At 72.9% G+C, this 20,812-nt stretch carries 17 protein-coding genes; 4 read left to right on the plus strand and 13 right to left on the minus strand.

The genetic code is table 11. The features are described from left to right. Nucleotides 1–41: 41 nt before the first annotated feature. From IT780_RS24505 to hrcA, 9 genes are all read right to left on the minus strand, one after another. Entirely contained in the window at nucleotides 42–1,793 is a 1,752-nt protein-coding gene (locus IT780_RS24505; protein WP_199513992.1) for an ABC transporter ATP-binding protein, read from the minus strand. Next, nucleotides 1,790–3,469 (minus strand): ABC transporter transmembrane domain-containing protein, encoded by a 1,680-nt coding sequence (locus IT780_RS24510; protein ID WP_307831352.1) that lies wholly within the window; start codon nucleotides 3,467–3,469, stop codon nucleotides 1,790–1,792. Before IT780_RS24510 ends, IT780_RS24505 begins: the two co-directional genes overlap by 4 nt. Next, nucleotides 3,466–3,678, minus strand: a complete 213-nt coding sequence (locus IT780_RS24515) for an MbtH family protein (protein ID WP_199513993.1) — start codon at nucleotides 3,676–3,678, stop codon at nucleotides 3,466–3,468. The genes IT780_RS24510 and IT780_RS24515 overlap by 4 nt, the downstream gene beginning before the upstream one ends. 36 nt (nucleotides 3,679–3,714) lie before the next feature. After that, nucleotides 3,715–4,476 carry an ABC transporter ATP-binding protein gene (locus IT780_RS24520; protein ID WP_199514059.1) on the minus strand — a complete coding sequence of 254 codons (762 nt, stop codon included), beginning with the start codon at nucleotides 4,474–4,476 and terminating at the stop codon, nucleotides 3,715–3,717. 31 nt (nucleotides 4,477–4,507) lie between these two features. Next, nucleotides 4,508–5,551, minus strand: coding sequence for a FecCD family ABC transporter permease (locus IT780_RS24525; RefSeq protein WP_199513994.1), 1,044 nt, complete (start codon nucleotides 5,549–5,551; stop codon nucleotides 4,508–4,510). Further along, on the minus strand, nucleotides 5,548–6,603 hold the full coding sequence (locus IT780_RS24530; RefSeq protein WP_199513995.1) for an iron chelate uptake ABC transporter family permease subunit: 1,056 nt from the start codon (nucleotides 6,601–6,603) through the stop codon (nucleotides 5,548–5,550). Before IT780_RS24530 ends, IT780_RS24525 begins: the two co-directional genes overlap by 4 nt. Before the next feature lie 31 nt (nucleotides 6,604–6,634). After that, nucleotides 6,635–7,369, minus strand: a complete 735-nt coding sequence (locus IT780_RS24535) for a 16S rRNA (uracil(1498)-N(3))-methyltransferase (protein ID WP_199513996.1) — start codon at nucleotides 7,367–7,369, stop codon at nucleotides 6,635–6,637. Between the two features lie 2 nt (nucleotides 7,370–7,371). After that, nucleotides 7,372–8,517: a molecular chaperone DnaJ gene (dnaJ, locus tag IT780_RS24540; protein ID WP_199514060.1), complete on the minus strand. Its 1,146-nt coding sequence runs from the start codon at nucleotides 8,515–8,517 to the stop codon at nucleotides 7,372–7,374. Nucleotides 8,518–8,582: 65 nt separating this feature from the next. After that, a complete protein-coding gene (hrcA, locus tag IT780_RS24545) occupies nucleotides 8,583–9,605 on the minus strand; it encodes a heat-inducible transcriptional repressor HrcA (RefSeq protein WP_199513997.1) in 1,023 nt (340 codons plus the stop codon). 188 nt (nucleotides 9,606–9,793) lie between these two features. Here hrcA and IT780_RS24550 point away from each other — a divergent pair, with 188 nt between their 5' ends. Next, nucleotides 9,794–10,516 carry a DUF4870 domain-containing protein gene (locus IT780_RS24550; RefSeq protein WP_199513998.1) on the plus strand — a complete coding sequence of 241 codons (723 nt, stop codon included), beginning with the start codon at nucleotides 9,794–9,796 and terminating at the stop codon, nucleotides 10,514–10,516. 60 nt (nucleotides 10,517–10,576) lie between these two features. Here the strand turns inward: IT780_RS24550 and IT780_RS24555 are convergent, their stop codons facing one another. Further along, nucleotides 10,577–12,352: a S8 family serine peptidase gene (locus tag IT780_RS24555; RefSeq protein WP_199513999.1), complete on the minus strand. Its 1,776-nt coding sequence runs from the start codon at nucleotides 12,350–12,352 to the stop codon at nucleotides 10,577–10,579. A gap of 71 nt (nucleotides 12,353–12,423) precedes the next feature. Then, on the minus strand, nucleotides 12,424–13,623 hold the full coding sequence (gene hemW / locus IT780_RS24560; protein ID WP_199514000.1) for a radical SAM family heme chaperone HemW: 1,200 nt from the start codon (nucleotides 13,621–13,623) through the stop codon (nucleotides 12,424–12,426). 37 nt (nucleotides 13,624–13,660) lie between these two features. Between hemW and IT780_RS24565 the strand changes: the two genes are divergently transcribed. From IT780_RS24565 to IT780_RS42810, 3 genes are all read left to right on the plus strand, one after another. Continuing rightward, nucleotides 13,661–14,431 (plus strand): enoyl-CoA hydratase-related protein, encoded by a 771-nt coding sequence (locus IT780_RS24565; RefSeq protein WP_199514001.1) that lies wholly within the window; start codon nucleotides 13,661–13,663, stop codon nucleotides 14,429–14,431. Nucleotides 14,432–14,480: 49 nt separating this feature from the next. Further along, complete coding sequence (locus IT780_RS24570) at nucleotides 14,481–15,314, plus strand: hypothetical protein (RefSeq protein ID WP_307831353.1); 834 nt, start codon at nucleotides 14,481–14,483, stop codon at nucleotides 15,312–15,314. Between the two features lie 137 nt (nucleotides 15,315–15,451). After that, nucleotides 15,452–17,143 (plus strand): PAS domain S-box protein, encoded by a 1,692-nt coding sequence (locus IT780_RS42810; RefSeq protein WP_199514002.1) that lies wholly within the window; start codon nucleotides 15,452–15,454, stop codon nucleotides 17,141–17,143. Nucleotides 17,144–17,658: 515 nt separating this feature from the next. Here IT780_RS42810 and IT780_RS24580 read toward each other — a convergent pair. Further along, nucleotides 17,659–17,934, minus strand: coding sequence for a GlsB/YeaQ/YmgE family stress response membrane protein (locus IT780_RS24580; protein ID WP_199514003.1), 276 nt, complete (start codon nucleotides 17,932–17,934; stop codon nucleotides 17,659–17,661). A gap of 684 nt (nucleotides 17,935–18,618) precedes the next feature. Then, nucleotides 18,619–20,496: a translation elongation factor 4 gene (lepA, locus tag IT780_RS24585; protein WP_199514004.1), complete on the minus strand. Its 1,878-nt coding sequence runs from the start codon at nucleotides 20,494–20,496 to the stop codon at nucleotides 18,619–18,621. Between the last annotated feature and the right edge of the window lie 316 nt (nucleotides 20,497–20,812).

Consider the following 20,812-nt stretch of genomic DNA (forward strand, 5'->3'; position numbering starts at 1 on the left):
GGACCCGCGCGAGGCGGGGCGTCACGCGACGCGGACTTAGGCTAGCCTAACCTTCTCTCCGCCGTCGTGGGGGCCCGGGACTCCCAGGCCGACCAGAGCGCGGCGTACCGGCCGCCGGCGGCGACCAGCTCGGCGTGCGTACCGGACTCCACGATGGAGCCGTGGTCGAGCACGATGACGCGGTCGGCCGACGCCGCCTGGGTCAGCCGGTGCGCCACCACGAGCGTCGTCCGGCCCTTCGTCGCCGCCGCGGCCGCCTCCTCGAGCACCCGGGCGCCCGAGCTCCCGGCCTCCGCGGTCGCCTCGTCGAGCACCACGACCGCCGGATCCAGCAGCACGAGCCGGGCGAGCGCGAGGTGCTGCGCCTGCGCGGCGGTCAGCTCGTGACCGCCCTCGCCGACGACCGTGTCCAGCCCGTCCGGCAGGGCGCGCGTCCACCCGAGCGCGCCGGCCGTCTCCAGCGCCGCCTCGACGTCCGCCCGGTCCGCGCCCGGGCGGGCCAGCCGCAGGTCCTCCAGCAGCGGACCGGCGAAGACGTGCGTCTCCTGGCTGATCAGGGCCACCGTCCGCGCGGGCAGGTCCCGGACCGGTACGCCCCCCACCCGCGCCTCACCCCCGCCGGGCCGCAGGATGCCGGCCGCGATCGAGGCGGCCGTGGTCTTCCCGGCACCCGTCGAGCCCACGAGCGCGACCCGCTCCCCCGCCTCCACCCGCAGCGACACGTCGTGCAGCACCGGGGTCACGCCGTCGTAGCTGAAGCTCACGCCGTCCAGGGTCAGGGCGGCATCGCCCGGCGCCCGGCCGGCCGCGGGGTCCGGGGTGGACATCCGCAGCACCCCGACCAGGCGTCCCAGGCTCGCCCCGGCGGCCTGCACCTCGTCGAAGGTGAACAGCAGCGTCGAGACCGGGTTGAACAGCCGGTGGAACAGCAGGGCCGCCGCCGAGGTCTCGCCGACGCTCACCGACCCGTCGCGGACCAGCAGGAACCCCACGACGAGGATCGCGGCCAGCCCCACGAACTCGGCGCGGTTGACCCGGCCGACGAAGCGCGTGAAGAGCGTGAAGACGTCCACCGAGATGTCGCGGGCCCGGCCCGAGGCGCCGTCGAGGTCGCGCAGGTGCCGGTCCTCCAGCCGGTACGCGTGCACGGTCCGCAGCCCCTGCATGCTCTCCACGAGCAGCTGCGAGCGTTCCGCCACGGCCGCGCGCTCCTGGGCGTACCGGGGGGCCGACCGCGGCAGGTACCAGCGCAGCGCGATCACGTACAGCGGGACGGCGACCGCGCCGGCCAGCCCGAGCCGCCAGTCGATCCCCGCCATCGCGGCGAGACTGAGGACGGCGAGCAGGAACGCCGAGATCACCTGCGGCAGCACGTCCGAGACCGCCTTGCCGATCGCCGCGATGTCCGCGCCGACCCGGGACAGCAGGTCGCCGCGCCCGGCCCGGTCCAGCACCAGCGCGGGCAGCCGCAACGCCGTCGCCACGGTGCTCTCGCGCAGGTCGGCGAGCATCCGCGCGCCCAGCCGTCCGATCAGGTACGTCGACAGCCCCATCGCCGCCCCGCCGGCCAGCGCGGCCACCACGATCACCACGGCGACGGGCACGATCGCCGACGCGCCGGCGTTCTCGCGGACCCGGTCGACCAGCAGGCCGAGGGCGTACACGGGCACGATCGAGGCGGCGGCCGCGAGCACGCCGGCCAGCAGCGTGCCGGCCACCTCGGCCCGGCGGCCGCGCAGCTCGGCACGCAGCCAGGCGCGGCTCTCCCGCGCGGTGGCGATCGGCAGGGTCATCGGAGCACCATCCGGCGGTAGGAGTCGTGCGTGCCGCTCAGCTCGGCGTGCCCGCCCTCGGCGGCGACCTCGCCGTCACCCAGGACCACGACCCGGTCCGTGGCGGCGAGCAGCGCGGGGCTGGTGGTGATCACGATCGTGGCGAAGGCCGAGCCCGGGCCGTGCCGCAGCGCCCGGATGCCCTCCGCGACGGCGTGCTCGGTGACGGCGTCCACGGCGGTGGTCGGGTCGTGCAGGACGAGCACGGGCGGCCTGGCGAGCAGGGCGCGGGCCAGGGCGAGCCGCTGGCGCTGGCCGCCGGAGAGGCTGGCGCCGCGCTCGGCGACCTTCGTGTCGAGGCCGGCGACCTCGTCGGCCGCCGCCGCGCTGAGCGCCTCCGCGAGCCCGGCGTCGCCGTGCGGGGCCACGTTCCCCGCGATCGTGCCGGTGAAGAGGTCGGCGTGGTGCGGCTCCACCAGCAGCAGCCGGCGGGCGTGCTCCCGGTCGATCGTCTCGAGCGGCTCGCCGCCGAGCAGCACCTCCCCCTGATACCCGGCCGGTACGGCGAGCAGCCGCACCAGCGCCTCCGCGTCGGCGGGGCGGCGGGTGGCCACGCCGACGAACTCGCCAGGCCGTACGTGCAGGTCGAGGCCGGCGAGCGGGCCGTGCCGCACCCCGGTCAGGCGCAGGTCGCAGCCGTCCGCCGCGGGCGTCGCGATGCCCTCCGGCAGCACCATCCCGGCGGCCGTCACCTGCGCGACCCGGTCGGCCGACGCACGCGCCTCGGCGATCCAGCTCGGGACGACCGCCAGCAGCCCGAACGGCTCGACGAGGAACTGGGCGGAGCCGATGACGGTGATGAACTGGCCCACGGTGATCCGGCCGGTCAGCGCGAACCAGCCGGCGAGGATCGCGACGCCGCAGGCCAGCAGCGTGCTCAGGGTGGTGGAGGCGGCGAGGTAGCCGCCCTGGGTCCGGGCAGCACGCAGGGTTGCGGCCAGCGACCGCCGGCTCACCGCGTGGTAGCGCTCGGCCGCCGCGTCCTGGGCGCCGATGCCGCGCAGCGGCCGCAGGCCGGTGACCAGGTCGGTGGCGAGCGAGGTGGCACGGCCGGCCTGTTCCTGCTGGTCGGCGACGCGCCGGGTGATCACCGGCGAGCTGACCTGCAGCACCACCAGCACGAGCGGCGTGGCGACCAGCACGGCCAGCCCCAGCGGTACGGAGATCAGCAGCAGCGTCACCGCGCTGATGGCGGTGGCCACGATCGCCCCGGCGATCCGGGGAACGTAGTCCAGCAGGTACGACGTGTTGTCGGCGTCGCTCGTGGACACCGTGAGCAGGTCACCGGTGCGCATGCCGGTACGGGCCCCGCGCGGGTGCAGGATCTTCGCCGCCACCTCCAGCCGCAGCAGGTGCGCCTCCTCGGCGATGGCGCGCATGAGCTGCCGCGCCCCCAGCCGGTACGCCGTCGTCAGCAGCACGAACAGCACGCCGAGCGCCGCCACCCACAGCGCGAGCGCGGTCCCGTCGCCCGGGGTGACGGCGGTGTCGACCACCACGCCGATGAGGATCGGGATGGCGGCCTCGCAGGCCTGGTGCACGCCGATCAGCGCGGTCCCGGGCCAGAGCCGCCGGCCGTTGCGGGTGATCGTCCGGCGCAGGATGCGACCGCCGGAGCGGCTCAGCGACTCATTCACCGCGCCATGCTGTCGCGCAGGCTCTTCGGGCGCAGGTCGGTCCAGTGCTCGTCCACGTAGTCCAGGGCCTCCTGCCGCGACGACGGGCCGAAGACGCTGCGCCAGCCCGACGGGATCTCCTTGAACGCCGGCCAGAGGGAGTGCTGCTCCTCGTCGTTCACCAGGACGTGGAAGGTGCCGTTCTCGTCGTCGAACGGGTTGCTGGACACGCGGACTCCTTCAGGGGCGGGGTTAGCCAGGTAAGGCTAGCCTAAGCCGGAGCGCGGAATGACCATCGGGGTGTGCGTCTCCGGGTCGTCGATGATCCGGCAGCCCAGCCCGAACACCCGCTCCACCAGGGCCGCGGTCAGCACCTCGCGGGGATCGCCCTGGGCCACCACGGCACCGGACCGCATCACGACGAGGTGGTCGGCGTACCGGGCCGCCTGGTTCAGGTCGTGCAGCACCGCCACCATCGTCGTGCCCTGCTCGCGGTTGAGGCGTACGCACAGCTCCAGCAGCTCGATCTGATGGGCGATGTCCAGAAACGTCGTGGGCTCGTCGAGCAGCACGATCGGGGTCTGCTGGGCGAGCACCATGGCCACCCAGACGCGCTGCCGCTGGCCGCCGGAGAGCGTGTCGACGAGCTCGCCGGAGAGGTCACCGACGCCCGTGGCGGCCATCGCGGCGACCACGGCCGCCTCGTCCTCCGGCGACCACTGCCGGATCAGCTTCTGGTGCGGGAACCGCCCCCGGGCGACCAGCTCCGCCACCGAGATGCCGTCCGGCGCGATCGACGACTGCGGCAGCAGCCCGAGCCGGCGCGCGACCTCCTTGGCGGGTCGCGCGTGGATGTCCCGCCCGTCCAGCAGCACCGCGCCGGCCGACGGCTTGAGCAGCCGGGACAGCGCGCGCAGCAGCGTCGACTTCCCGCACGCGTTCGGGCCGATGATCGCCGTGAACCGGCCGGCCGGCAGGTCCAGGTCGAGGTGCTCGGAGATCGTCCGGCGGTCGTAGCCGATCGTGATGTCGCGCGCTGCCAAGGTCACGGTTGCCCCCTCACCGACGGGCCTGGCGCAGCAGCAGCCAGACGAAGTAGACGCCGCCCACCGACACGGTCACCACGCCGACCGGCAGCTGGGTGGGCGCGAACGCCCGCTGCGCGAGCCAGTCGCTGAGCATCAGCAGGAACGCGCCCATCGCCGCCGACGGGACCAGGGCGATGCCCGGCGTCCGGGTCAGCCGCCGCGCCAGCTGCGGGGCGGCCAGCGCGACGAACGAGATCGGCCCGGCGGCGGCCGTCGCGACCGCGGTCAGGGCCACCCCGATGACCAGGTACGCGAGCCGGACGGCACCGACCCGGACGCCCAGCGAGGCCGCCGCGTCCTCGCCCATCTCCAGCAGCGCCAGGCGTGGCCCGTACGCGACAAGGCTTAGGCAGAGCGCACCCAGCGCGACCGCCACCGGGGTGACCTGCGCCCAGCCGAGCCCGTTCAGGCTGCCCTGGCCCCACAGCGCCGCGGCGAAGGCGGCCTGCAGGTCGGCCTCGGCGATGAACCACTGGTTGGCCGAGGCCAGCATGGCGCTGATCGCGATGCCGACGATGATGAGCCGGAAGCCCTGCACGCCGCGCCGGAACGCGAGCAGGTACACGACGACCGCGGTGGCCAGGCCGCCGACGAGCGCGCCGGCCGCGACCGGGTAGTAGCCGTTGCCGGCGACGACCGTCACGACGAGCACGCCCGTGTACGCGCCGGTGTTGAAGCCGATGACGTCCGGGCTGCCCAGCGGGTTACGGGTCAGCGCCTGGAAGATCGCCCCGGCCAGCCCGAGCGCCGCGCCGATCATCAGGGCGAGCAGCACGCGCGGCAGCCGCCACTCGACCACGACCAGACGGGCGGCGCGGGTGCCCTCGCCCGCCAGCGCCCGCAGCACCTCGGCCGGGGACAGCGTGAACTCGCCCGTACCCAGCGCCAGCACGGCCACGGCCAGCGCCATGAGGGTGAGCAGGACGCAGACGAGCGCGGGCTTGACCGCGATCCGGCCGCTGACGTGCCGGCCGGCGCGGACCGTCAGAACGCGCCGCCCGAAGTCCACGTTCACAGGGCGCTCACCGTGCGGCGGCGGATCCACCAGATCAGCACCGGCGCGCCCACGAAGGCGGTGACCACGCCGACGCGCAGCTCGCCCGGGCGCACCACGAGCCGCCCCACGATGTCGGCGACGAGCAGCAGCACCGGCCCCAGCACGACCGTGTACCCGAAGATCCAGCGCTGGTCCGGCCCGACGATCCAGCGCACGACGTGCGGCACCATCAGGCCCACGAACCCGATCGGACCCACCGCCGCGGTAGCCGCGCCGGCCAGCAGCATGACCGAGGCGGTCGCAAGGATCCGGGTACGCCCGACGCCGGCGCCCAGCGTCCGCGCCAGGTCGTCGCCGAGCGCCACCGCGTTCAGCGAGCGGGCCACGAGCAGGGCCAGCACCGTACCGGCGGCGACGAACGGCAGGATCGTCACGGCCACGTCGGCGGGCCGGCCGGCCAGCGAGCCGATGTCCCAGAACCGCAGGTAATCGAAGGCGCGCGGGCGGACCAGCCGGATGCCGCCGGAGATGCCGTCCATCACCGCGCCGAGCGCCACCCCGGCCAGGGTCAGGCGTACGGGCGTCGCACCGGCCCGCCCCGCCGCACCGAGCAGGTACACCAGCGTCAGCGCGAACGCGACGCCGGCGAAACCGAACCACAGGTACTGGGAGAGGCTCGTGAGGCCGAGCACGCCGACCGCGAAGACGACGAAGAGCCCGGCGCCGGAGTTGATGCCGAGGATCTGGGTGTCGGCGAGGGGGTTGCGGGTGACGGCCTGGATCACCGCGCCGGACAGTCCGAACGCGACCCCGGCGAGCAGCCCCAGCACGGTCCGCGGCACGCGCAGGTCGCGCACGATCGACTGGTCGTCGGTGTCGGTGTAGTGGAAGAACGCGTCCCAGACGGTCTGGGCTGAGACGGTGCGGGTGCCCAGCGCGATGCTCAGTACGCACACCGCGGCCAGGACGCCCAGGCAGACCAGCAGGCCCACGCCACGACGGGCCCCGGTCCGTGCGACACCGGACGCCGGCTGCGGACGCGCAGGCGCCGGCGTACGCGTCAGGACCATGCGGTGAGCTTAGGCTAGCCTTCCCTACCCGTCACCATCGGTCCAGCCGCACCGACAGCACAGCCAGCGCCGCGACCCCCGCGGTGGACGTTCGCAGGACCGAGTCGCCGAGCTTCACCGGCTGCCCACCGGCGGCCACGAACGCGCCCAGCTCCTGGTCGCTGATGCCACCCTCGGGCCCGACGACCAGGACGACCTCGCCGGACTCGGGCAGCTTCGCGGCGCTGAGCCGGTCGGTCGCCTCCTCGTGCAGCACGAACGCCGCCGCGGCCCGCCCCAGCCGGGCGGCGACCTGCTTGGTGGAGACGTCCGGGTCGCCGGCGACCACCGGGAGCCACGGCCGGCGGGCCTGCTTGGCGGCCTCCCGCACGGTGGCGACCCACTTCTCGCGGGCTCGTACGCCCCGGTCGCCACGCCACTGCGCCACCGACCGGGACGCCGCCCACGGCACGATCTCGTCCACGCCGGTCTCGGTCATCGCCTGCACGGCGAGCTCGCCCCGGTCGCCCTTGGCGATGCCCTGCACCACGACCAGGCGTGGGTCCGCGGCGGCCGCGAACGACCGCTCGCCCACGACGACGTCCACGCTGCCCCGGCCCACCGCCGTGACCTCGGCCCGGACCGACCCGCCCCGGCCGTCGGCCAGCACGATCTCCTCGCCCGGGCGGACCCGCTGCACGTCGGCGGCGTGATGGCCCTCCTTGCCGGCCAGCGTGTGGCGCGGCCCGGCCGGCAGGTCCTCCACGAGGAACAGCGGAGCCGACACGGTCAGTGGCCGTTGAACGCGTCACGCATACGCGAGAAGAAACCACCCTGCTTGCTGAGCTCCGCCACGTCCTCCCCGCGGGTCTTGGCGAAGTCGCGCAGCATCCGCTCCTGGTCCGGGGTCAGCTTCGTCGGCGTCTTCACGTCGAGGTGCACGAAGAGGTCGCCGCGGCCCTGCCCGCGCAGGTGCGGCACGCCCTTGCCGCGGACGCGCAACGTCGACGACGGCTGCGTACCGGGCTTGACCTCGATGTTCTCCTCGGAGTCCAGCGTCTTGATGGTCAGCCGGGTGCCGAGCGCCGCGGCGGTCATCGGCAGGGTGACCCGGCAGTGCAGGTCGTCGCCCTTACGCGAGTACACGTCGTGCGGCCGCTCGTGGATCTCGACGTACAGGTCGCCGGCCGTGCCGCCGCCCGGGCCCACCTCGCCCTGCTGGGCCAGGCGGATGCGCATGCCGTCCTCGACGCCGGCCGGGATCTTCACCGTCAGCGAGCGGCGGGTCCGGATGCGGCCGTCGCCGGCGCAGGTCGGGCAGGGGTGCGGGATGACCGTGCCGTGCCCCTGGCAGGTCTGGCACGGACGCGACGAGACGACCTGGCCCAGGAACGTCCGCTGCACCGACTGCACCTCGCCCCGGCCGCCGCACGTCTCACAGGTGGCCAGGTGCGTTCCGGGCGCGGTGCCGGCGCCGGAGCACTGGGTGCACAGCACGGCGGTGTCCACGGTGATCGGCGCCTCGACGCCGAACGCCGTCTCCACCAGGTCCAGCTCCAGGCGCAGGATCGCGTCCGCGCCGGGCCGGGTGCGCGGGCGCGGTCCCCGGGCGCCGCCGCCGGCGGTCGTGCCGAAGAAGGCGTCCATGATGTCCTGGAAACCCACGAACGGGCCCGCGCCGCCGGGACCACCGGGGCCGCCGGGACCACCGCCGCCGGGCGCCAGGGGGTCGCCGCCGAGGTCGACGATCTGCCGCTTCTGGTCGTCCGAGAGAACCTCGTACGCGGCGTTGATGTCCTTGAACTTCTCGTGCGCCTCGGGGTCCGGGTTCACGTCCGGGTGGTACTGACGGGCCAGCTTGCGGTAGGCGCGCTTGATCTCGTCGTCGGTGGCTTCGCGGCTGACGCCGAGAATTCCGTAGTAGTCCTTGGCCACAGGGTTTCGAGTCCTCATGTCTGCCCCGCGCTGTGCGCTGGAGACCGTCGTCCGTCGCTTGTCCGTCAGTTCTGTGCGAGCAGATCGCCAACGTAGCGTGCCACGGCACGCACAGTCGCGATGGTGCCGGGGTAGTCCATCCGGGTCGGCCCCAGCACGCCGAGCCCACCAACGATTGTGGTACCCGGTCCGTAACCGGTGCTCACCACCGATGCCGCCCGGAGATTGTCGATCTCGTTCTCATCGCCGATGCGCACCCGGGTCGTGCTGGGCTCCACCTCGCCGATGAGCTTGAGCAGGATGACCTCCTCCTCGAGGGCCTCGAGCACCGGCCGCAGCGAACCCTGGAAGTCCAGCACGCCACCGCGGGTGAGGTTGGCGGTCCCGGCCAGCGCGAGGCGCTCGTCACTGCGCTCGACCAGCGTCTCCAGCAGCACCGACGCGACGCACGTCATCGTGTTGCGCTTCTCCGGCGCGCACTCGTCGACCAGCGCCTGCACCAGCGGCGGCGCGTCGGCGAGCCGCTCACCGGCGAGCTTCGCGTTGACCTTGCGGCGCATGTCCAGCACGTCGTCGCTGTCGGTGGGGCCGGGCAGCTCCACCAGGCGCTGCTCCACCCGGCCGGTGTCGGCGATCATCACGAGCATGAGCCGGGTGGTGGAAATCGGCACAAGTTCCAGATGGCGCACCGAGGAGCGGGACAGGCTCGGATACTGCACGACGGCGACCTGGCGGGTGAGCTGGGCGAGCAGCCGTACGGTGCGGTGCACGACGTCGTCCAGGTCGACCGCGCCGGCGAGGAACCGCTCGATCGCCCGCCGCTCGGCCGGGCTCAGCGCCTTGATCCGGGACAGCCGGTCGACGAAGAGCCGGTAGCCGGCGTCGGTGGGCACGCGCCCGGCGCTGGTGTGCGGCTGCCGGATGTAGCCCTCCTCCTCGAGGACGGCCATGTCGTTGCGGACGGTCGCCGGGGAGACCCCCAGCTGGTGCCGTTCCACGAGCGCCTTGCTGCCCACCGGCTCCTGGGTGGCGACGTAGTCCTCGACGATGGCCCGGAGCACCTCGAGCTTGCGGTCATCGAGCGGCATGACCCCTCCCCCTGATCGTCTGCAAGAGCTCTTGGCACTCCCGTGAGCAGAGTGCCAGTCTACGTCGCCGCACGCCCGCGCGCGATGATCGGCCGGTGGTCCGGGTGTACTTAGCCGAGTGTCTATTCTCCGACCTCACCAGGGTGTTGCCCTCGCCACGTTCGACCGGCGGTCCTACCGTGTTGCCCATGACTGAACCGCCGCGTCCGCCCGGTGAGGGAAATCCCTCGGACCCCACCGCGCCGATCAACCCATATCCGGGCAACGACCCGACCCCGCCGCCGCCTCCGGCGTACGGCTCTCCCCAGCCGCCGAGCTACGGCACCCCGCCGCCCACGTCCGGCGCCGGTGGGTACGCCCCGCCGCCGCCGTCCGGTGCCGGTGGCTACGCCCCGCCGCCCTCGTCGGGTGCCGGCGGCTACGGCCCGCCCCCGTCGTCCGGTGCCGGCTACGGCCAGCCCCCGTCGTCCGGCGCGGGTGGCTACGGCACCCCGCCGCCCGGGTACGGCACCCCGCCGCCCGGCGCGTACGGCCAGCCCGGCTACCCGCCGCAGGGCTACGGCCAGGGCGGCGGCGACGACAAGACCTGGATCCTCGTCTCCCACTTCGGCGGCGCGGCCGGCGCGTTCCTCGGCGGCGGCTGCTCCGGATGGATCGCGCCGCTGATCGCGCTGCTCGCCAAGGGCAACCAGTCCCCGGTGGTGCGCGCGGAGGCGGTCAAGGCGCTGAACTTCCAGATCCTCTGGTCGATCATCGCGGTGGTGGGCTGGATCCTCAGCTGCATCGTCATCGGCATCTTCATCGGCATCGCTGCCTGGCTGATCGCCACGATCGTCGGCGTCATCGCGGGCGTGAAGGCCAACAACAACGAGCCGTACAACTATCCGATGACGGTCTCGATGATCAAGTGACCGCACGGCGGCGCCGGGCTCTCGACGGCGCCGCCCGCCCGGCCCCCACCGGGCCGCCGGTCATCCCACCCGGATCGAGCGGCCGGCCCGAAGGACCCGGCCGTTGTGGTCGACGGCCTGCAGGCTCAGCGTCCCGGTCCGGGCTCCCTGCACCGGCAGCACCGAGAACGACACGTTGTCGCCCGCGCTCACCCGCACGGATGCCAGCACGACGGTCCGGGTCGACTTCCGGTAGGCGTACGTCTCCCGCACCACGACCGTGCTCCCGGGCCGCAGCGACGTCCCGCGCACGACGATCCGGCCCTTCTTGAGCACCGACGTACGGTTCACCGACAGCCCGGCGGCCGCCCAGCGTGCCGTGCCCACCGCGCTGACCCGCGCCGACGTGCCACCGGCCCCGAACGCCTCCACGGCGTACGTGTACGCGACCCCGCCGTCCACCGGATCGGTGAAGCTGGTCCCGGCGAGCGTGGCCCGCAGCGTCCCGTTCCGATACACCCGGTAGCCCTCGACCGGCGCGGTGTCCGTGCCGGCGACGGCGGTCCACGTCACCCGCAGCGCCTCCGTCTGCGCGACGACCTGCACCGAAGCCGGAGCCTCGGGCGCCACCAGAGAAGGAACGGGCGCCGGCTCGTCCACGACGGGAGCGGGAGCGGGAGCGGGCTCGGGATCCTCGACAACAGGCTCCGGGGCCGGCGTCAGCAACTCGTAGGGATTCACCAGGCCGTAGCCGTAGAGGTCGTCGAAGCCGGAGGTGCCCAGGTCGGTGGCCGTGGCGATCAGCGCGTCACGCAGCTGCTCGACCGTGCCGGCCGGGTGTGCCGCCAGCCACAGCGCGGCGATCGCGGCCACATGCGGGCTCGCCATCGAGGTGCCGCTCATGTACACGTACGGCGTGCCGGGCGTGGTGTGCCTGGCGTCCATGCTGAGGATCCGGCTGCCCGGGGCCGCGATCAGCGCCGTGCCGCTGCTGTTGCTGTAGTACGCCGAGTCTCCGCCGGCCTCGGTGGCCGCGACCGCGATGACGCCGGGCGCCGCCGCCGGCCACTGCGGGGCGTTCCCGCTCAGGCGGTTGTTGCCGTTCGCCACGACCACGGGCACCCGGTGGCCGGCCGCGTACGCGACAGCCGCGTCGTACGCACCCGACTGCGGCCCGCCGATCGACATGTTGATCACCGTGGCGCCGTGGTCGACGGCCCAGACGAGGCCCCGGGCGATGTCGACGTCGCCGCCGGAGCCGGAGGCGTCCAGCGCCCGTACGGGCAGAATCTGCACCCCGCCCGCGACCCCGGCCATCCCGATGCCGTTGCCGGCGACCGCCCCGACGGTCCCGGCGACGTGGGTGCCGTGTCCGTGCGGGTCGACGCAGCCGGTGCCGCCGCTCGACGCCGTGTACGCGTCACCCACCACATCCGTGCCGAGGTCGCAGCGCACCTGGCCGGACGCCCAGTCCTCCTCGGCGGCGCTCACCCCGGTGTCGATCACCGCGACGAGCTGCCCGGCGACCGCGGGCCGGGGCGTGATGGCGTCGAGGCGCAACGCGTCGTTGTCCCATTGCAGGGAGCGCAGCGGGTCGGCGGAGGCCGCGCCGGTGATCGTGACCGGGGTCTCGACGGCCGCGCCGACCGAGCCCGGCAGGCTCTCGGCGCGGCGGATCTCCTGCGCCGCGGTGGGCGCCTCGACCTCGACGTACGTGGGGCGGCCGGACGGGTCGACGATCGTCGCGTACGTGTCCGCGGTCTCGCCGTCGGCCGCGACAGCCGGGGTCGCCGCGCCCAGGACGATCACGCCGCCCGCCACCGCGGTTGTCAGCCACCGCCGGGTTCCTGCCCGCATGCCGATCCCTCCCCTGGCGCCCGGAGCTTCCGGCACCAACGGACAATCGGCAGACCTTTCGCGGCGGATAGCTAAACCAGCGTGCGAACCACCACATCCGCGAGTAAGCGACCACGCAGAGTGATCACCGCGCGGCCCCGGGCGTACGCCTCGGGTTCCAGGAGACCGTCGGCCAGCGCCTGCCGGGCCCCCGCCGGGTCGGCCAGCTCGAGCGGCAACCCCTCGGCGAGGCGCAGCCGCAACATGACCTCCTCGACGCGGCGGTCCTCGTCCGACAGCACCTCGCGGCCCAGCCCCGGGGAAACGCCCTCGGCCAGCCTCTTCGCGTACGCGGAAGGGTGCTTGACGTTCCACCACCGCACCCCGCCGACGTGGCTGTGCGCGCCCGGCCCGAGCCCCCACCAGTCGCCGCCGGTCCAGTACAGGCGGTTGTGCCGGCACTGCGCCGTGGGTGAGGTGGCCCAGTTGCTGACCTCGTACCAGGAGAACCCGGCGGCGCCCAGCGCTGCCTCCGCGGCCAGATAGCGGTCCGCGGCGACGTCGTCGTCCGGGTACGCGAGCTCCCCGCGCCGCATCCGGGCCGCGATGCGGGTGCCGTCCTCGACGATCAGCGAGTACGCGCTGACGTGGTCCACCCCCGCCCGGATCACCGCGTCGAGCGAGGCGGCGAAGTCGTCGGCGGTCTCCCCCGGCGTCCCGTAGATCAGGTCGAGGTTGACGTGGTCGAAGCCGGCCTCGCGCGCCTCCTGGGCGGCCCGGGGCGCGCGCCCGGCGGTGTGCCGGCGGTCGAGGATCGCCAGCACGCCCGGCGACGCGGACTGCATGCCCAGCGAGATCCGGTTGTAGCCGGCCTTGCGCAGCGCCTGCAGGGACGCCGGGGTCACCGACTCGGGGTTGGCCTCGGTGGTGATCTCCGCGTCGGCCGCGAGCCCCCAGGTGCGGTCGATGCCCTCGAGGATGCGGCCGAGGTCCCGCGGCTCGAGCAGCGTCGGGGTGCCGCCGCCGACGAACACCGTGTCGACCCGGGCCTGCACGATGCCTCCGGCCAGCGCCAACTCGCGCAGCACGGTGTCCGCATACTCGTCGCGGCTCGCCCCGCCGCCCAGCTCCGCCGCCGTGTACGTGTTGAAGTCGCAGTATCCGCACCGGCTGGCGCAGAACGGCACGTGCACGTACACCCCGAAGCCGTTGCGGCCCACGTCGTGCAGCGCGGACGGGGGCAGCGAGCCGTCACTCGGTACGGGCTCACCCTCGGGCATGGGACCAGGCATCCGTCAAGTGTGCCCGGGTGCCGTTAGGGTCTGGCGCATGGCTCTGGTCCGTACCGTCACCGCCGCCGGCGTGGCCACCCTCACGCTGGACAGTCCCGCCAACCGCAACGCGCTGTCCTCCCCGCTCATGCGTGAGCTGCTCGACGGCCTCACCGCCGCCCTGACCGACACCGCGGTCCGCGCGGTCGTGATCTCGCACACCGGACCGGTGTTCTGCTCGGGCGCCGACCTCAAGGAGACGGCCGAGGCCCGGGAGAACGGCCGGGTGCCCGCCGAGATGCTCGCCGACGTGCTGGCCGCGATCTGGGAGTTTCCCAAGCCGGTCGTGGCGCGCGTCGCCGGCCCGGCTCGCGCGGGCGGCCTGGGCCTGATCGCGGCGGCCGACCTGGCCGTCTGCACCCGGGAGGCGACGTTCGCCTTCTCCGAGGTGCGGCTCGGCGTGATCCCGGCGGTGATCAGCGCGACAGTGCTGCCCCGGCTCGCCCCCCGGGCCGCCGCCGAGCTGTACCTGACCGGCGACGTGTTCGACGGCGACCGGGCGGCACAGATCGGCCTGGTCACCGCGGCGGTCGCTGCGGACGGGCTCGACGCCGCGGTGCAGGCGTACTGCGACTCCCTGGTCCGCGGCGGCCCGCTCGCCCTCGCCGGCACCAAGCAGCTGCTGCGCCGCCCGGCCGCCGACTCGATCCGCGCCGACCTCGCCGACCTGTCCGCACGCTCCGCCGGCTACTTCCGATCGGCGGAGGGACGCGAGGGCGTGGCCGCATTCCGGGAGAAGCGCCCGGCGAGCTGGGTGCCGCTCGCGTAACCCGCGAGTGATCGTTGTCTAGGCTTGAGCGACGACGAGGAGGTTCGAGGTGAAGAAGCCGATCGCGATCATCGCGGTGGTCGTGCTGCTCGGCGCCCTCGGACTGATCGTCAGCTCGTCCTTCGGCGGCGGCCTCAAGCTGCCCCACCTGGGCCCGGAGTGCACGGTGCGCGCCGACGGCGAGGTCACCCTCGACGCCGTGCAGATGGCGAACGCGGCGACGATCTCGGCGGTGGGCATCCGCCGCAAGATGCCCGAGCGTGCCGTGGTCGTGGCCCTCGCCACCGCGCTGCAGGAGTCCAAGCTGGAGAACCGCGACGACGGCGACCGCGACTCCGTCGGCCTGTTCCAGCAGCGTCCCAGCCAGGGCTGGGGTTCGGCGGCGGAGATCCAGGACCCGAGGTACGCGGCGGAGAAGTTCTACTCGGCCCTCAAGAAGGTCAAGGGCTGGAAGAAGATGCGCGTCACCGACGCCGCCCAGAAGGTGCAGCGCTCGGCCTACCCGAACGCGTACGAGAAGTGGGCCGACGAGTCGGCGGTGCTGGCGCGGGCGCTGACCGGGCGGGCCACCGGCGCCGTCGCCTGCACGGTGTCCGGGGAGCCCGCCCTGCGCGGGGCCGCCGCGACCGCCGCGCTCGCCGAGGGCTTCGAGCTGGACTGGGGCATCCCGGCGGCCCGGGCGGCCGGTATCGAGGTGACGGTCGAGAACCCGAGCTCCGGCTGGCGGTACGCGCACTGGCTCGTCTCGCACGCCAAGACCACCGGACTCGAACGGGTACGTTTCGCGGATCTGGAGTGGACCGCCCCGGATGGGAAGTGGCAGCCCGTAACCGGGGACCGCCGGGTCGGCAACGACACGGTGGTGGCCGAGGTGTTCCGCTGAGCTGCGGGCTTTCCCGACCAGCTCTCGTCTTCACGGCCGGGCACGTAGCTCGATGTGGTCGTCGGCGGCCGCCCTGGTCATTGCGCTGCGTATACATCGACATGGACAGACAGCGACCGTACTGGTACTAGTTATTCGTGCTCCAAGCCCTCGAATGGATCCTCTTCGGAGCCGTGAGCGTCGGCGCCGTGGCCGCCGGGATCAGCCGGCACCGACCCGCCCGGATCGGTCCATGGCTGATGCTGGCCGCCTCGGTGGCCTGCCTCGCCGTCGGTGACGTCTTCTACGCGTTCGCGAAGTACACGGCCTCCGACGTCTGCTACCTCACCATGTTCGTCTTCGTGGTGCTGGCGCTCCTGCAGTTCACCCGCGGCGGCGCGGCCCTGCTGAGCCGAGCCCGCCTCATCGACCTGCTGGCCTGCGCCAGCTCGGCGCTGCTGGTGGTGTGGGTCTTCGGCGTCGGCCCCAACGAGCAGTTCGCCACGATCTCGGCGTCGGACGTGATCGGCGGCCTCCTGCTCGTGGTCGTCGCCGCCCGCCTGGCCGCCGCCACCTGGCTGAACTGGTCGGCCGTGCTGCTGTGCACCGGCGCCATCGCGATGCTGATGAGCGACATCGCGTACCCGCTCGCCCCCGGCCCGCTCGCCGAGACCGGCTACATGGTGCTGTACCTGAGCTGGGGCGCGGCGGCCCTGCACCCCTCGATGGCCCGCCTCACCGACCCGGCGTCGGCCCGCCCGGTCCCGTGGGACGGCCGCTGGGCGGCGCTGCTCGGCCTGTCCGTGGCGACGCCCCCGCTGGTCCTGCTCACCGAGGCGGTGTCCGGCACGGTCACCGACGGCGTCGCCATCGCGGTCACCGGGCTGCTCACCCTGGTCCTGACCATCACCCGCCTCGCCGACTCGGTGACCCAGAACAGCCAGTCACTGACCCGCGAACGGGCACTCCGCGAGGCCGGCGAGGCCCTGGTGGCGGCGGCGGACGAGGCCGCCGTCGGCACCGCGGTGCGCGCGGCCGTCACCCAGCTCCTCCCGCCGGGCACGATCCACCGCATCGACTTCGCCACCGACGACCGCCAGCTCACCGTGAAGCCCCCACCGGCGTCCGCCGGCACCGGCCAGCGCAGCTGGTGGGCCCCTGCCGACCCCGCGGTCGCTTTATCAGATGTTTCCGATATTCCCGGCGTAGCTTCAGATGGGCCGGGCCCGCAGGACGCCACCCTGGTCTGCCCGCTCCGGCTCGAACCCCTCGCGGTGGCCCGCCCCAACGGCGGCGCCCTGATCCTGGCGGGCCGCCACGACATCCTGACCGCGGGCCGCGACGTCCTCGAGGTGCTGGCCGGCCAGGCGGCCCTCGCCCTGGACCGCATCGCCCTGGTCGAAGCGGTGGGCCGCCGCGACAGCGACCTCTACCTGCGAGCGGTCATCCGCAACACCGCGGACCTCATGCTGGTCATCGACGAGGACCAGGTCATCCGCTACGCCAGCCCGGCCCTCAAGGAACTCCTCGGCACGGACGGCCTGCCCCCGTTCGCCACCCTGCCGGACCTCGTCCACCCCGACGACAGCAGCCACGTCCGCCGAGCCCTCCGCGACGAGGGCGACGGCATCCTCCACTGCGCCCTGCGCCGCCCCGACGACACCCAGATCCTGGTCGAGGCCACCTACCGCGACCTGCGAAAAGACCGCCTCGTCCAAGGCTTCGTCGTCACCCTGCGCGACGTCACCAAGGCCCACGACCCGCTCGAAAGAATCCCCCACGTCGAGCACGTCGACGAACTCCCGGCCTGGGTGAACCGCCGCAGCGCCCAGCACAAATTCCGCTACTGAAACGCCCCGACCCCCATAGGTACGGTCACAGCCACGTCCCGTGCCCCACACCCGACCGCGGAGGCCGGTCCAGGCCGTAACGGGACCGCCGGGCTCACCCGCGGGGTCCGCCCCACCCTCTTGCTTCCTCCCCGCCCTGTTGCTTCCTCTCCGCCCTTCACCTCCCGCCCCGCCGTCTTGCCTCCTCCCCACCCTCCCCCGCTTGCTTCCTCCCCGCCCCCCGCTTGCTTCCTCTCCAGCCCTCCCCTGCCCGCTCCCGCCCTTCCGCGTCTCCGCCCTTTGCCCGCGCCCGGGTCCGACCTTTCGCGGCCGTCGCGGGCCTTTCTTCGCGGGCCGTCCGGACCGCTTCCCCGCGCCCTGCCCGACCGTTCTCCGCGCTTTCCTCGCTTCCTTTCCGGCGGGCCGCCCGGACCTTTTCCTCGGACCTATTCCGGACATGCAGAAACGCCGGGCCCCCATGGGAGACCCGGCGTTCTGTGGCAGTGCGGTTCCTGCGGGCCGCGAGGGCCCGAAGGTCAGCGGGTGTAGCTGCGGCGACCGCCGATGCCGGCAACCAGCGCGACACCGATGGCGGCGAGAACAACCTGGAACAGCAGCTCAGTCCAGTCGAAGCCGTTCGTGTCGGCCAGGCCGACGGCGCGGGCGATCACGGTGCCCAGCAGCGCGGCGACGACACCGATGACCATGGTCAGCCAGATCGGGATGTTCTGCTTGCCCGGTACGACCAGGCGGCCCAGCGCGCCGATGATCAGACCGACGATGAGCGCGGTGATGATGCCGGTGACAGTCATGGGTTGTTCCTCCTCGGGGGTGGAGCATTCGTTGCGTCCGTCGAACGGCAGATTTCCCGACCGCCTCGAAAATCAAACCGCCGATTTCGCAGGAACCTCTCAGCCAACCGCCCCAAGATCCCCACCCACCGACAAACCCGCAGGTCAGCGCCCCTCCACCCGACCCCAACCCGCACCGGCCCGCCACCAAGATTGATCCGCGGGTGACATACCGGGCGTCCCCACCGGCCCCAGAGCTCCCCCAGAGCCCACCAGCAACGACCCACCCGAGCCCGGTCGCCGACCGCCCACAGCACTGGTCCGCGCGCCTCCCAGGACTCAGCCAGGCATCCCCGCACCCGCCCAGCCAAATGCGCTCGTGCACCACCCAGCCGGCCACGCTCATGCACAACCCAGCCGACCACGCTCATGCACCACCCAGCCGACCACGCTCATGCACCACCCAGCCGGCCGCCCGCGCACCACCCAGCCGACCACACTCGTGTACCGCCCAGCCGACCACGCTCGTGTACCGCCATGCCGGCCGCGCTCGTGCACCACCCAGCCGGCGCGCTCATGCACCACCCAGCGGCCGCCCTCGCACCGCCCGCCAGCCACTCCCACGCATCAGCCGAGCCGAGCGCCGTTACCCGCCGGCCGCCCAGCCAGCTTCCTCAGGTCACCGCAGCGAACGCGGCCCGGCCTCTACTTCTTGGTGCCCTTGGTGTCCGGCCCGTCCGACGTCGACAGCGCGGCGATGAAGGCCTCCTGCGGCACTTCCACCCGGCCCACCATCTTCATCCGCTTCTTGCCTTCTTTCTGCTTCTCGAGCAGCTTGCGCTTACGGCTGATGTCACCGCCGTAGCACTTGGCGAGCACGTCCTTGCGGATGGCGCGGATGGTTTCCCGGGCGATGATCCGGCTGCCGATCGCGGCCTGGATCGGCACCTCGAACTGCTGGCGCGGGATGAGTTTCTGCAGCTTGGCGGCGATCGTGACGCCGTAGTTGTACGCCTTGTCCTTGTGCACGATCGCGCTGAAGGCGTCGACCGGCTCCCCGTGCAGCAGGATGTCGACCTTGACGAGGTCGGCCACCTGTTCGCCGGAGGGCTCGTAGTCGAGGGACGCGTACCCCTTGGTCTTGCTCTTCAGCTGGTCGAAGAAGTCGAAGATGATCTCGGCGAGCGGCAGCGTATAGCGCAGCTCCACGCGCTCGGCCGACAGGTACTCCATGCCGAGCAGGCTGCCGCGCCGGCTCTGGCACAGCTCCATGACCGCGCCCACGAACTCGTTGGGCACCAGCACCGTCGCGCGGACGACCGGCTCGCGGATCTCGGCGATCTTGCCGTCCGGGAACTCGCTCGGGTTCGTGACGACGTGCTCCTGCATGTCCTCGGTGATCACCTGGTACACCACGTTGGGCGCGGTGGAGATCAGGTCGAGGTTGAACTCGCGTTCCAGCCGCTCCCCGATGATCTCGAGGTGCAGCAGCCCGAGGAAGCCGCACCGGAACCCGAATCCCAGCGCGGCCGACGTCTCCGGCTCGTACGTGAGCGCGGCGTCGTTGAGCTTCAGCTTGTCGAGCGCGTCCCGCAGCGCCGGGTAGTCGGAGCCGTCGATCGGATACAGCCCGGAGTACACCATCGGCTTCGGGTCCTTGTACCCGCCGAGGGCCTCCTTGGCGGGCCGCGCGTTCCCGGTCACGGTGTCACCGACGCGGGACTGCCGCACGTCCTTCACGCCGGTGATGAGGTAGCCGACCTCGCCGACCCCGAGCGCGCCGGCTTTCTCCATCTCGGGCGACACGACGCCGATCTCGAGCAGCTCGTGCACGGCTCCGGTCGACATCATCTTGATCCGGTCGCGCGCCTCGATCCGCCCGTCGATGACGCGGACGTAGGTGACCACGCCCCGGTACACGTCGTACACGGAGTCGAAGATCATCGCCCGCGCGGGCGCGTCGGCCTCCCCGACCGGGGGCTGGAACTGCCGGACGATCTCGTCCAGCAGGTGCGCCACGCCCTCACCGGTCTTGCCGGACACCCTCAGCACGTCGGTGGGCTCGCACCCGATCAGCTTGGCGAGCTCTTCGGCGTACTTCTCCGGCTGCGCGGCCGGCAGGTCGATCTTGTTCAGTACGGGGATGATGTGCAGATCGTTCTCCATGGCCAGGTACAGGTTGGCCAGGGTCTGCGCCTCGATGCCCTGAGCGGCGTCGACGAGCAGGACGGCACCCTCACAGGCGGCAAGGCTGCGCGACACCTCGTACGTGAAGTCGACGTGCCCGGGGGTGTCGATCATGTTGAGGACGGCGGAGTCGCCGGTCAGGTCGCCCTCGCGCACGACCCACGGCATCCGCACGGCCTGGCTCTTGATCGTGATGCCACGCTCACGCTCGATGTCCATCCGGTCGAGATACTGGGCCCGCATCTGCCGCGGATCGACCACGCCGGTGATCTGCAGCATGCGGTCGGCCAGCGTCGACTTCCCGTGGTCGATATGCGCAATGATGCAGAAATTGCGGATACGACGCGGATCGGTCGCTCCGATGATGTTCACGCCGGCGTCGAGCGGTCCAGGCACGTTCGTCCGTTCTTCTCACTCAGGATCTGGCCTACCGATCGGCAGGGTCCACCCTGCCGGACTGGCAACCGGTAGGAACACCGGCCCATCTATCGTCCCACGCCGCGAACCCCACCCCGGACGAGACCCGAGCCACCCCCCGAACCACCGCCCCCAGACCCGCCCGCCGGCCAGTCACCGCACTCCGACGGCGGCCGGTCACCGCACTCCGATGGCGGTCGGTCACCGCACTCCGGCACCAGCTGGTCACCGCGCTCAGGCGCCTGCCGGTCACCGCACCGTCACCACGCCCAGCGCCGGGGCCCGAGCAACGGCC

It is taken from the genome of Nucisporomicrobium flavum (assembly GCF_016464385.1).
GTDB lineage: Bacteria > Actinomycetota > Actinomycetes > Mycobacteriales > Micromonosporaceae > Actinoplanes > Actinoplanes flavus_A.